Source organism: Pseudomonas sp. GW821-FHT07F05 (genome assembly GCF_059418765.1).
Map to the genome: position 1 here is coordinate 245,018 of NZ_JBWKQL010000005.1, position 12,270 is coordinate 257,287.

Here is a 12,270-nt window from a genome sequence, read left to right on the forward strand (position 1 = left end):
TTTTATTTCCTGATGTACAGAGAATCAAAAGGCTGTGTCCATGTGCCAAAGAGCCCCTTGGATAACCTGCCGGAGCCTGTGGATTAAAACGATGGTTGTCCACAGGGCGGATTATCCTCAGCTCAGATGCCTGCTTATCAACCGAGCTTAACCGCGGTTATGCACAGGGCTTATCGGTGGACACAGGTGCTGAAGAGTGGAACTTGAGGCGCAATTGCGCCCTCCCGCCATTGATTGGGAGCCTGGAAAAGTCAGAAGAATGAATCGAGATGGGGCAGATCCGGAGAGATTGACCTGCCTGGGGAAAGAGCGGACCGTTATTTGCCGATGCAGAAGCTGGAGAAAATCCGTCCCAGCAAATCGTCCGAGCTGAATGCGCCGGTAATTTCTCCCAAGGACTGCTGCGCCTGGCGCAAATCTTCGGCAAGCAACTCACCGGCGCCCGCCAGGGTCAGCTGCGAGCGACCATGCTCAAGAGAGGCGCTTGCCTTGTGCAGCGCCTCGAGGTGGCGACGTCTTGCACTGAAGCTTCCTTCAGCGGTTTGCTGATACCCCATGCACGCCTTGAGATGCTCGCGCAGAAGCTCCACGCCATCCCCACCAGCCTTGGCGCTGAGACTGATGGTCACGTGGCCATCGATGCTGGTCACCAGTTCTACCGGCTCATCACTCAGGTCGACCTTGTTACGAATCAAGGTGACATGGGCAGGATCAGGTCGTTGATCAAGGAACTCTGGCCACAACGCGAAGGGATCGCCCGCCTCTGGCGCTGTCGCATCCACCACCAGCAAGATGCGGTCTGCCTGACCTATCGCCTGAAGTGCGCGTTGTACGCCTATCTTCTCCACCTGATCGTCGGTGTCGCGCAACCCGGCCGTGTCCACGACGTGGAGAGGCATGCCATCAATGTGGATATGTTCGCGCAGGACATCACGGGTTGTGCCCGCGATCTCAGTCACAATCGCCGCCTCTTTGCCTGCAAGTGCGTTCAGCAGACTGGATTTGCCAGCATTGGGTCTACCCGCAATGACTACATTCATGCCATCTCTGAGCAAAGCGCCTTGGTTGGCTTCGCGCAGCACTGTGGATAACTGACTGCGAACGTTGTCCAGCATAGCCAGAACATGGCCGTCCGCGAGAAAGTCGATCTCTTCCTCAGGGAAGTCGATTGCTGCTTCGACATAAATGCGCAGGCTGATCAGTTTCTCCGTGAGCTCATGCACTCGCTGGGAAAATGCCCCCTGCAGCGATTTCAACGCGTTACGTGCGGCCTGTGCAGAACTCGCTTCGATAAGGTCAGCGATGGCCTCGGCTTGGGCAAGGTCGAGCTTGTCGTTGAGAAATGCGCGCTCACTGAATTCCCCGGGACGTGCCAGACGGCACCCCAACTGCACGCAATGTTGCAGCAACATGTCCAGAACCACGGGCCCGCCATGCCCTTGAAGCTCGAGCACATCTTCTCCGGTGAATGAGTTAGGGCCGGAAAAGTAGAGAGCAATGCCTTCGTCGATAACTGCGCCGTTTTCTCCCTTGAAGGCGCCGTAATGCGCGTACCGAGGTTGTGGCAGTTTGCCGAGAATCGCCTCTGCACACTTGCCGGCCTGGGGACCGGAAATGCGGACGATACCGACGCCTCCTCGTCCGGGAGCCGTTGCAATGGCCGCAATGGTTTCAAAACGTACGTTCATGGGCCGACTCCTGGACAACCGACGGATAGCAAAACGCCCCACGAGGGGGCGTTTTGAATGACTTGTTAACAGGGTAGATCAGGCTTCAGCTTTCTTGGCTTTCGCTTCGATGCTGCGGGTGATGTACCACTGTTGAGTGATGGACAAGGTGTTGTTCACCACCCAGTACAGCACCAGACCGGCCGGGAACCACAGGAAGAAGAACGTGAAGATGATTGGCATCAGCTTCATGACCTTGGCCTGCATAGGATCCGGAGGTGTCGGGTTCAAACGCTGCTGGATGAACATGGTAGCGCCCATGATGATCGGCAGGATAAAGAACGGGTCCTTGATCGACAGGTCGGTTATCCACAGCAGCCAGGGTGCCTGGCGCATTTCGACGCTTTCAAGCAGTACCCAGTACAGCGACAGAAACACCGGCATCTGTACAAGGATCGGCAAGCATCCACCCAACGGGTTGATCTTCTCTTTCTTGTACAGCTCCATCATCGACTGAGAAAGCTTCTGACGATCGTCGCCATGTTGTTCTTTCAGCGCGGCCAAGCGCGGAGCGACAGCACGCATGCGTGCCATGGATTTGTAACTGGCCGCCGACAGAGGGAAGAAAAGCCCCTTGATCAGCATGGTCAGGAAGATGATCGACCAGCCCCAGTTACCCACGATGCTGTGGATATGTTGCAGCAGCCAGAAAATAGGCTGGGCAATGAACCACAGAATCCCGTAATCCACTGTCAATTCCAGACCTGGGGACAACTCCTTCAGGACTGCCTGACTCTTCGGACCGGCGTAAAGCGTTGCAGTCGTCTCGGCTTTCGCGCCAGGTGCGACCGTCAATGCCGGGCCTGTGAAACCGATGATGTAATTGCCGGCACTGTCCTTACGGGTGGTGACGGTGTTGCTGTCAGTCTTGTTCGGAATCCAGGCGGTCACGAAGTAATGCTGCAACCAGGCAACCCAGCCACCCTGAACAGTATCCTTCACCGACCCTTTGTCGATGTCCTTCATGGAAACCTTTTTGTAGGGTTCCGAAGGTGTCCACATGGCAGCACCCAGATAGGTTGCGGTACCAGTGGCAGTCGTCGAAGAAGGATCAGCGCTCGCATCGCGTTTCAGCTGTGCGAACAGGTTACCGTTCCACGGCTGAGCGCTCTGGTTGTCAATCACGTAAGAAACGGTCAGGTCATACAGGCCGCGTTTGAACGTGAAACGCTTGATGTAGTTAACGCCGCCGTCGCTGAATTTCAGGTCGACGACCAAGTCGTTCTGACCGTCAGCCAGTTGAAAACTTTTCTGCGTAGCCGAATAAACAGGACGACCGGCGGCACGGGCATCAGGACCGTTCGCGCCAGTCAGACCGCTCTGAGCCAGGAAAATCCGCTCGCCGCCGTTATCGAACAGTTGGAAAGGAATCTCGGGGTGATCCTGACGGCGTGGATAAAGTGGCAAACGAAGCTGCACCACGTCGCCGCCTACCGGATCAATCTCCAGATTGAGGACGTCTGTCTTCACCTGGATCAAATCTTTGCTGGTAGCCACCGGCATTTCCGCCGGCGCAGCCACTTCGCCGGTCGCGCTAGGAACGTCCGCATTGGCAGTCGCTGAACCTTGCGGAGCATCAGGAATAGCGGATGTATTGGTGTTGGCAGCAACATTCTGAGTCGGCAAGGCAGCCTGACCGTAGTCCTGGTTCCATTTCAGGACACCGACATAGGTCACGATTGCCAGGGCGACGATCAGGATCGTGCGTTTAATATCCATGATTACTCGGCCATCGAAGAGGAACGGGAGGTGGGAGCAGGTGGAACCGGGTCATAACCACCGGGATTCCACGGATGACACCGACCTAAGCGACGTAAGGTCAGCCAGCCACCGCGCACCAGACCATAATTTTCAATGGCCTCGTACGCGTAGCAGGAGCAACTGGGGTAGAAACGACAGTGACTGGCCATCAGAGGACTGATGGCATAGCGGTAAAACTGGATCGGAACGAGCGCCAGTTTACGCATCAGGACTGTCTACCCCCGCAGTTTCGGTTTTAAGTTCGGGATCGGGCCGGCTGCGCGCCAGACGTTTCCAGAGCTTGCCGAAATGCTGAATCAATTCGGGGTTTTCAATATCACCCAAGCCTTTGCGTGCGACGACGACGATATCCCATCCGACCAGTTTGTCCTGGTGAAGGCGAAACGACTCACGCATCAGGCGTTTCAAACGGTTGCGCTCGACGGAGAGCTTCACGCTCTTCTTCCCGATCACCAGCCCGAGACGGGGATGATCAAGGTCGTTGTTGCGCACAAGGAGCAGGAGATTTTTCCCCGGAACCTTGCCGGTGGGGGAGTCAAAGACTGCCTTGAAATGCCGGGGTGTCAGCAAACGCTTTTCCCGACTGAAGTCCTGACTCACCACCTGTGCCGATTAATCAAACTGCCAGACGCTTACGGCCTTTGGCGCGACGACGCGACAGAACTGCGCGACCATTTTTGGTGGCCATACGAGCACGGAAACCGTGGGTGCGAGCGCGCTTGATAGTGCTGGGTTGGAAAGTACGTTTCATGGCGTGTTACCTGGTTCGTCCACAACGGGCCGGAATGGCCCCCGTTTTAAGAGACCGGGGATTCTAGAGAAAGCGGGCACGCAGGTCAATTTCCAACCAACGTTTCTTGCATTTACTTGCTGAGTGCATTCCATCGACAGCGAGCGATCGGACGAGGCATTCTTGAAACGTAAATAATATAGAAATAAAGAAGGAAGGTATTTAAAGCTTCTTTGTAAAGCTTATAAATGCTTAGGGCGAGAATTTCTGTGGATAAGGTTCTGCAGGCCACGTAGCGCTTGATGTACAGAGCGAAGAAAGTCTGTCCACAAGCGGTGCTGCGGATGTGCGGCAGCTGGCTACAACCTGTGTATAGAATGTGTAGTTATGCACAGGTGCTTTATCCACAGATTTCAGGCGGGGGTTATGCAACGAGCTGAGGATGGGTTATCCACAGACCTTAACTATCCACCGGCGATCGTTTTTTTCAGGGATTTCTGTCGGGTTTGATGCCTTGGTGCCCTACCTTCATGTGGATAAGTCCGCTACGGGTGGTTACAATGGCCGCTTGTTTTTGCCGCGCCGGCTTCAGAATCTAGGGGATATTTGTGTCAGTGGAACTTTGGCAGCAATGCGTTGAGCTTTTGCGCGATGAGCTGCCTGCCCAGCAATTTAACACCTGGATCCGTCCGTTACAGGTTGAAGCCGAAGGTGACGAACTGCGCGTGTATGCGCCCAACCGATTTGTGCTGGACTGGGTAAATGAAAAGTACCTGGGTCGATTGCTCGAGCTGCTGGGCGAGCACGGTCAGGGAGTCACACCGGCGCTTTCCTTATTAATAGGCAGCAAGCGTAGCTCGGCGCCACGTGCGGCCCCGAATGCACCGCTCGCTGCAGCCGCCGCCGCATCTCAGGCCGCTCAGCTGGCAACCACCAGCGAAGCGCCGGTGGCCTCACGGGCACCGCAGTCCGTCGTGACGCCTGCTCCGATGATTCAGACCTCTTTGAATGTCGAAGACGAGCCCTCCCGGGCGAGCTTCGATCCAATGGCTGGCGCCAGTTCCCAGCAAGCCCCTGCTCGCGCCGAGCAGCGTAATGTTCAGGTTGAAGGCGCGCTGAAGCACACCAGCTATCTGAACAGGACATTCACGTTCGAAAACTTTGTCGAAGGTAAATCCAACCAACTGGCCCGGGCGGCCGCCTGGCAGGTAGCGGACAATCCCAAGCATGGCTATAACCCTCTCTTCCTGTATGGCGGCGTGGGCTTGGGTAAAACTCACTTGATGCACGCTGTGGGTAACCACCTGCTCAAGAAAAATCCGAATGCCAAGGTTGTGTATCTGCACTCCGAGCGTTTTGTCGCGGATATGGTCAAGGCGTTGCAGCTCAATGCAATCAATGAGTTCAAGCGCTTCTATCGCTCAGTCGATGCACTGCTGATCGATGACATTCAATTCTTTGCCCGCAAAGAGCGTTCCCAGGAAGAATTTTTCCACACCTTTAACGCCCTTCTCGAAGGGGGTCAGCAGGTTATTCTTACGAGTGACCGCTACCCTAAAGAGATCGAAGGCCTGGAAGAGCGCCTGAAGTCTCGGTTCGGTTGGGGCCTGACGGTCGCGGTCGAGCCGCCTGAGCTGGAAACACGGGTGGCGATTTTGATGAAGAAGGCGGATCAGGCGAAGGTCGACCTCCCTCATGACGCCGCGTTCTTCATCGCGCAGCGCATCCGATCCAATGTGCGTGAGCTCGAGGGTGCGCTGAAGCGCGTCATCGCTCACTCACACTTCATGGGCCGGGACATCACGATCGAGCTCATCCGGGAGTCGTTGAAGGACTTGCTTGCGTTGCAGGACAAGCTGGTGAGTGTGGATAACATTCAGCGGACTGTTGCTGAGTACTACAAGATCAAGATCTCCGACCTGCTGTCCAAACGCCGTTCCAGATCTGTCGCGCGACCGCGACAAGTGGCAATGGCATTGTCCAAGGAACTGACCAACCACAGCCTTCCCGAAATCGGCGATGTGTTTGGCGGCCGCGACCACACAACCGTGTTGCATGCGTGCCGGAAGATCAACGAATTGAAAGAATCCGATGCGGACATCCGCGAGGACTACAAGAACCTGCTGCGGACTTTGACAACGTGATGCCAACGCAGCTTATCAAGGCAAGGGACTAGACCATGCATTTCACCATTCAACGCGAAGCCCTGTTGAAACCCCTGCAACTGGTCGCGGGCGTTGTCGAACGCCGTCAGACCTTGCCGGTTCTGTCAAACGTGCTCCTGGTCGTAGAGGGCCAGCAGTTGTCTTTGACGGGTACTGACCTGGAAGTCGAGCTGGTCGGCCGCGTCCATCTGGAAGAACCTGCAGAGCCGGGCGAAATCACCGTTCCTGCGCGCAAGCTGATGGACATCTGCAAAAGCATTCCCAATGACGCCCTTATCGACATCAAGCTCGATGAGCAGAAGCTGATCGTTAAAGCAGGCCGTAGTCGCTTCACGCTGTCCACCCTGCCTGCCAACGACTTCCCAACCGTCGAGGAAGGCCCGGGTTCGCTTACGTTCAGCCTTGTTCAAAGCAAACTGCGCCGGTTGATCGAGCGCACCAGCTTTGCCATGGCTCAGCAGGACGTACGCTACTATCTAAACGGCATGCTGCTTGAGGTCCAGTCTGGCATTCTCCGCGCGGTTGCAACTGATGGTCACCGTCTGGCGATGTGTTCCATGGCTGCAGAGATCGAGCAGGCTGACCGTCACCAGGTGATCGTCCCGCGTAAGGGCATCCTTGAACTGGCACGACTGCTGACCGAGCAAGATGGTCTGGTCAGTATCGTGCTAGGTCAGCATCATATTCGTGCGACCACCGGTGAATTCACGTTCACATCGAAACTGGTTGACGGTAAATTCCCTGACTATGAGCGAGTCTTGCCCAAGGGCGGCGACAAGCTGGTTGTAGGCGATCGTCAGGCGCTGCGCGAGGCGTTCAGCCGGACCGCGATTCTCTCTAACGAGAAGTATCGGGGTATCCGCCTTCAGTTGGCGAACGGTCAGCTGAAGATTCAAGCGAACAACCCGGAGCAGGAAGAAGCCGAGGAAGAAATCAGCGTCGACTACAACGGCAGCACACTCGAGATCGGATTCAACGTTAGCTATCTGCTCGACGTATTGGGTGTCATGACCACAGAGCAAGTCCGTCTGATTCTTTCGGATTCGAACAGCAGCGCCTTGGTGCAGGAGTCCGGCAATGACGACTCGGCCTATGTCGTTATGCCGATGCGTCTGTAACAGCAGTTGATTAATGTCTCTTAGCCGCGTCTCGGTCACCGGGGTGCGCAATCTGCACCCGGTGACCTTCTCCCCTTCTCCCCGCATTAACATCTTGTACGGCGCTAACGGCAGTGGGAAAACCAGTGTCCTGGAAGCCATCTATCTGCTCGGTTTGGCGCGCTCCTTCCGCAGCGTTCGGCTGCAACCGGTCATTCAATACGAACAACCTGCATGCACGGTCTTTGGCCAGGTTGAACTCGCTGAAGGTGGCCACAGTAGTCTTGGCGTCTCACGTGACCGTCAGGGGGATTTTCAGATTCGCATCGATGGTCAGAATGCGAAAAGTGCCGCGCAACTCGCCGAGACGTTGCCACTGCAGCTGATCAATCCCGACAGCTTCCGGCTGCTTGAAGGTGCTCCCAAGATCCGGCGTCAGTTTCTGGATTGGGGAGTGTTCCACGTGGAACCTCGTTTTATGTCGACTTGGCAGCGGCTTCAGAAGGCCCTCAGGCAGCGGAACTCGTGGCTTCGCCATGGTACACTTGACGCCGCTTCACAGGCCGCATGGGACCGTGAGCTCTGCCTTGCGAGCGATGAAATTGACGAGTTTCGGCGCGCCTATATCAAGGCGCTGAAGCCGGTGTTCGAGCAAACCCTGAGTGAGCTTGTTCAGATCGATGGGCTGACGCTTAGTTACTATCGAGGATGGGACAAGGAAAAAAACCTGAGTGACGTACTCGCATCGTCCCTCTACCGTGATCAGCAGATGGGTCACACCCAGGCAGGGCCTCAACGCGCAGATTTACGGCTGCGACTCGGCGGTCACAACGCGGCGGACATTCTTTCTCGCGGGCAACAGAAACTCGTGGTCTGCGCCCTCCGCATTGCTCAGGGACATTTAGTCAGTACGGCCCGTCGTGGCCAATGTATTTACCTCGTCGACGATCTGCCATCAGAGCTCGATGAGAATCACCGCAGTGCGCTATGTCGCCTGCTGGAAGAATTACGCTGCCAGGTATTCATCACCTGCGTAGATCATGAATTGTTGAGGGAAGGCTGGCACACGGAAACGCCAGTTGCTTTGTTCCACGTGGAACACGGCAATATCACCCAGACCCACGGCCACCGGGAGTGAAGGCATGAGCGAAAACCAAACGTACGACTCGACCAGTATCAAAGTGCTGAAAGGGCTCGATGCCGTACGCAAACGTCCTGGTATGTATATCGGCGACACAGACGACGGCAGCGGCCTGCACCATATGGTGTTCGAGGTTGTGGACAACTCGATCGACGAGGCGTTGGCCGGTCACTGTGACGACATCAGCATCATCATACATCCGGATGAGTCGATCACTGTTCGCGACAACGGTCGTGGCATTCCGGTTGATGTGCACAAAGAAGAAGGCGTGTCCGCTGCCGAAGTCATCATGACTGTGTTGCACGCAGGCGGTAAGTTTGACGATAACTCCTACAAGGTATCCGGCGGTCTGCACGGTGTGGGCGTGTCAGTTGTCAACGCGCTGTCCGAGGTTTTGAATCTCACCGTTCGCCGTAGTGGAAAAGTCTGGGAACAGACTTACGTACACGGTGTTCCACAAGAACCGATGCAAATCGTTGGCGAAAGTGACACCACGGGTACTGAGATTCACTTCAAGCCTTCCTCTGAAACCTTCAAGAATATTCACTTCAGCTGGGACATCCTGGCCAAGCGGATTCGTGAGCTGTCTTTCCTGAACTCCGGCGTGGGTATCGTTCTTAAAGACGAGCGTAGCGGCAAGGAAGAACTGTTTAAATATGAAGGTGGTCTGCGGGCATTCGTTGAATACCTGAACACCAACAAGACGCCTGTGAACCAGGTCTTTCACTTCAACATCCAGCGTGAAGACGGCATCGGCGTAGAGATTGCTCTGCAGTGGAATGACAGCTTCAACGAAAACCTGCTGTGCTTCACCAACAACATTCCGCAGCGCGATGGCGGTACCCACCTCGTGGGTTTCCGTTCTGCCCTGACGCGTAACCTGAACAACTACATCGAGCAGGAAGGTCTGGCGAAGAAGCACAAAGTCGCCACCACTGGTGACGATGCGCGTGAAGGCCTGACGGCGATTATCTCCGTCAAAGTCCCTGATCCAAAGTTCAGCTCGCAGACGAAAGACAAGCTGGTGTCTTCGGAAGTGAAGACCGCGGTTGAACAGGAGATGGGCAAATACTTCTCTGATTTCCTGCTCGAGAACCCGAACGAAGCGAAAGCTGTCGTCGGCAAGATGATCGACGCAGCACGTGCTCGTGAAGCTGCGCGTAAAGCCCGTGAGATGACTCGCCGCAAAGGTGCGCTGGATATTGCCGGCCTGCCCGGCAAACTGGCTGACTGCCAGGAAAAGGACCCTGCCCTTTCCGAACTGTATCTCGTGGAAGGTGACTCTGCTGGCGGCTCCGCCAAGCAGGGACGGAACCGTAAGACTCAGGCCATCCTGCCACTCAAGGGCAAGATCCTGAACGTGGAAAAGGCGCGCTTCGACAAGATGATCTCGTCTCAGGAAGTGGGCACGTTGATCACGGCACTTGGCTGCGGTATCGGCCGTGACGAATACAACATCGAGAAGCTGCGCTACCACAACATCATCATCATGACCGATGCCGACGTCGACGGTTCGCACATCCGTACCCTGTTGCTGACCTTCTTCTTCCGTCAATTGCCGGAACTGGTTGAGCGTGGCTACATCTACATTGCCCAGCCGCCGCTGTACAAGGTGAAGAAAGGCAAGCAAGAGCAGTACATCAAAGACGACGAGGCCATGGAAGAATACATGACCCAGTCGGCCCTGGAAGATGCGAGCCTGCACCTGAACGAATCGGCCCCTGGCATTTCCGGTGCAGCACTGGAGAAACTGGTTCACGACTTCCGCATGGTCATGAAGACCCTGAAACGTCTGTCCCGCCTGTACCCGCAAGAACTGACCGAGCACTTCGTCTATCTGCCGGCTGTGCCAATGGAGCAGTTGTCGGATCACGCAGCCATGCAAGACTGGCTGGCGAAGTTCGATGAACGTTTGCGTGTGGGTGAGAAATCCGGCCTGGTCTACAAAGCCAGCTTGCGCGAAGACCGCGAGCGTAACGTGTGGCTGCCAGAGGTCGAGCTGATCTCCCATGGTCTGTCCAACTACGTGACGTTCAACCGCGATTTCTTTGGTAGCAATGACTACAAAACAGTCACTGCGCTGGGTGCTCAGATCAGCACGCTGCTGGAAGAAGGCGCTTACGTCCAACGTGGCGAGCGCAAGAAAGCGGTCACCGAGTTCAAGGAAGCGCTGGCCTGGCTAATGGCAGAGAGCACCAAGCGCCACACCATCCAGCGCTACAAAGGTCTCGGTGAAATGAACCCGGATCAGTTGTGGGAAACCACGATGGACCCAAGCGTGCGGCGCATGCTCAAAGTGACGATCGAAGACGCCATTGGCGCTGATCAGATCTTCAACACCCTGATGGGTGATGCAGTAGAACCACGCCGCGACTTCATCGAAGCTAACGCACTGGCGGTGTCGAACCTGGATTTCTAAGGTTCACCCGCTATCAAAACAGCCCCAACGATGCGAATCGATTGGGGCTTTTTTTGTCTAGAGTTTCAGCTCACGGTCTTCACTGGACTAATCGGCGATCGGGTCCGCCCTCTCCTGCTCAAGCGTTTGCCCCATTCGATACCGCGCTGTTCAATGAGGCGGTAGCTGACCGCAGAGATGCCCACGATGATGATTAACAGGCCAAGCAGCAGGAAGTTATCGGCCATTGCGTTATTGAATGAAAGCGTCGGGCCTGGCGCCGCAGCAGCGTAAGTGACAAAGGTGTGGCCGACGACTTTTCCTAAAAGAAGCATAGCCAGGGTGAAAGCGAACAGTACCATCGCATGGGTCATGTAGATCGAGTAGGACAGCACGCCCAGCTTCTCGAACTGGCGAGCTTTCAGCAAGGTCGAGATCACCCCTCCCTCGAAGGAGAAAATCAACATGACCGCGCAGAACACCAGCATCAGGCCGATCTGTTTGTGATCGATGTTACTCACCAGCACACTCACTGTAAGGCAAATCCCGACGACTTCCAGGCCAGTGTGCAGCCAGCGCGAAATGCTCTTGGTGTGGATAACCTGATAGAGGTGATAGGTCATCACCCCTGCAAAGAAACAGGACAGTCCCTGCAATGCGGGCTCCACCAGAGAGCCAAGTCCCAAGGACAAACAGACCACAGCTACCAACGAGATCATCAGAAATATCAGCGTGGCAAGGCGTGGCGTACACAAGAGTATCCCCGCGAAGATCATGTAGATGTAGTACTCGACACTGATGCTCCACGCCGGAAGTTGAATGACTGCGGATTGAATCCCGGCCACCACGATTGCAACAGAAGCAGGTTGGGGATGATTTCCCGGGGCGCGCGCTGTCCGGTGAAGCTCGGCTGATTGAACGCTATGCCAGCATGCTCTGCGGCCAGCTTCACCACCTCCAATGCGATGGCGAGCACGAGCACAAAGACGTGCAGGGGGTACAGTCGGAAGGTGCGGGTGATAAAGAACTGCCTAAACTGGTCCGTCGTTGCGAGCCGCTGTCCGTAGGTGTGGACCATGACGAATCCGCTCAGGACAAAGAAAAAGCTCACCAGGTAATGAGCATTCCTGAAGAACGCCCACTCGCCGAAGCTCTGTGGAATGTGGATGTGATAGACCGCAACGCTGAGCGCGCAGATGCCCCTAAAGCCGTCCAGCACTTGAAACCTCTTCATCCCCAACTCCCTGTTGA

11 protein-coding genes are annotated in these 12,270 nt (G+C 55.7%); 4 read left to right on the forward strand and 7 right to left on the reverse strand.

Annotation, left to right across the window (positions count from 1 at the left end; all coding sequences use genetic code 11):
- Positions 1 to 317: 317 nt before the first annotated feature.
- The 5 genes from mnmE to rpmH all read right to left on the reverse strand — a co-directional run bounded on the left by mnmE (position 318) and on the right by rpmH (position 4,239).
- Positions 318 to 1,688 (reverse strand): tRNA uridine-5-carboxymethylaminomethyl(34) synthesis GTPase MnmE, encoded by a 1,371-nt coding sequence (mnmE, locus tag AC07RO_RS13950; RefSeq protein WP_495086299.1) that lies wholly within the window; start codon positions 1,686 to 1,688, stop codon positions 318 to 320.
- A 78-nt stretch (positions 1,689 to 1,766) separates the two neighbouring features.
- Entirely contained in the window at positions 1,767 to 3,446 is a 1,680-nt protein-coding gene (yidC, locus tag AC07RO_RS13955; RefSeq protein ID WP_192174389.1) for a membrane protein insertase YidC, read from the reverse strand.
- Between the two features lie 2 nt (positions 3,447 to 3,448).
- Positions 3,449 to 3,694 carry a membrane protein insertion efficiency factor YidD gene (gene yidD / locus AC07RO_RS13960; RefSeq protein WP_074886126.1) on the reverse strand — a complete coding sequence of 82 codons (246 nt, stop codon included), beginning with the start codon at positions 3,692 to 3,694 and terminating at the stop codon, positions 3,449 to 3,451.
- Positions 3,687 to 4,088: a ribonuclease P protein component gene (gene rnpA, locus AC07RO_RS13965; protein ID WP_192174390.1), complete on the reverse strand. Its 402-nt coding sequence runs from the start codon at positions 4,086 to 4,088 to the stop codon at positions 3,687 to 3,689. The genes yidD and rnpA overlap by 8 nt, the downstream gene beginning before the upstream one ends.
- 16 nt (positions 4,089 to 4,104) lie before the next feature.
- Positions 4,105 to 4,239, reverse strand: a complete 135-nt coding sequence (gene rpmH, locus AC07RO_RS13970) for a 50S ribosomal protein L34 (RefSeq protein ID WP_002551315.1) — start codon at positions 4,237 to 4,239, stop codon at positions 4,105 to 4,107.
- A gap of 587 nt (positions 4,240 to 4,826) precedes the next feature.
- Here rpmH and dnaA point away from each other — a divergent pair.
- The 4 genes from dnaA to gyrB are packed head-to-tail and all read left to right on the forward strand — an operon-like array spanning position 4,827 to position 11,040.
- The gene (gene dnaA, locus AC07RO_RS13975) at positions 4,827 to 6,362 is read left to right on the forward strand and encodes a chromosomal replication initiator protein DnaA (protein ID WP_282365444.1); all 1,536 of its coding nucleotides are present in this window, start codon (positions 4,827 to 4,829) and stop codon (positions 6,360 to 6,362) included.
- Between the two features lie 35 nt (positions 6,363 to 6,397).
- Complete coding sequence (gene dnaN, locus AC07RO_RS13980; protein ID WP_495086300.1) at positions 6,398 to 7,501, forward strand: DNA polymerase III subunit beta; 1,104 nt, start codon at positions 6,398 to 6,400, stop codon at positions 7,499 to 7,501.
- Positions 7,502 to 7,514: 13 nt separating this feature from the next.
- Entirely contained in the window at positions 7,515 to 8,618 is a 1,104-nt protein-coding gene (recF, locus tag AC07RO_RS13985) for a DNA replication/repair protein RecF (RefSeq protein ID WP_495086301.1), read from the forward strand.
- Between the two features lie 4 nt (positions 8,619 to 8,622).
- A complete protein-coding gene (gene gyrB / locus AC07RO_RS13990; protein ID WP_192174394.1) occupies positions 8,623 to 11,040 on the forward strand; it encodes a DNA topoisomerase (ATP-hydrolyzing) subunit B in 2,418 nt (805 codons plus the stop codon).
- 65 nt (positions 11,041 to 11,105) lie between these two features.
- Here gyrB and AC07RO_RS13995 read toward each other — a convergent pair whose 3' ends face one another.
- Entirely contained in the window at positions 11,106 to 11,738 is a 633-nt protein-coding gene (locus AC07RO_RS13995; RefSeq protein WP_495086302.1) for an acyltransferase family protein, read from the reverse strand.
- Between the two features lie 53 nt (positions 11,739 to 11,791).
- Entirely contained in the window at positions 11,792 to 12,253 is a 462-nt protein-coding gene (locus AC07RO_RS14000; protein WP_495086303.1) for an acyltransferase family protein, read from the reverse strand.
- Between the last annotated feature and the right edge of the window lie 17 nt (positions 12,254 to 12,270).

Bases quoted from the DNA above. Each gene is read 5' to 3' on its own strand.
- dnaN (WP_495086300.1), top strand. From the start codon at position 6,398: ATGCATTTCACCATTCAACGCGAAGCCCTGTTGAAACCCCTGCAACTG.
- mnmE (WP_495086299.1), bottom strand. From the start codon at position 1,688: ATGAACGTACGTTTTGAAACCATTGCGGCCATTGCAACGGCTCCCGGA.
- yidC (WP_192174389.1), bottom strand. From the start codon at position 3,446: ATGGATATTAAACGCACGATCCTGATCGTCGCCCTGGCAATCGTGACC.
- AC07RO_RS14000 (WP_495086303.1), bottom strand. From the start codon at position 12,253: ATGAAGAGGTTTCAAGTGCTGGACGGCTTTAGGGGCATCTGCGCGCTC.
- AC07RO_RS13995 (WP_495086302.1), bottom strand. From the start codon at position 11,738: ATGATCTCGTTGGTAGCTGTGGTCTGTTTGTCCTTGGGACTTGGCTCT.
- recF (WP_495086301.1), top strand. From the start codon at position 7,515: ATGTCTCTTAGCCGCGTCTCGGTCACCGGGGTGCGCAATCTGCACCCG.
- gyrB (WP_192174394.1), top strand. From the start codon at position 8,623: ATGAGCGAAAACCAAACGTACGACTCGACCAGTATCAAAGTGCTGAAA.
- yidD (WP_074886126.1), bottom strand. From the start codon at position 3,694: ATGCGTAAACTGGCGCTCGTTCCGATCCAGTTTTACCGCTATGCCATC.
- rpmH (WP_002551315.1), bottom strand. From the start codon at position 4,239: ATGAAACGTACTTTCCAACCCAGCACTATCAAGCGCGCTCGCACCCAC.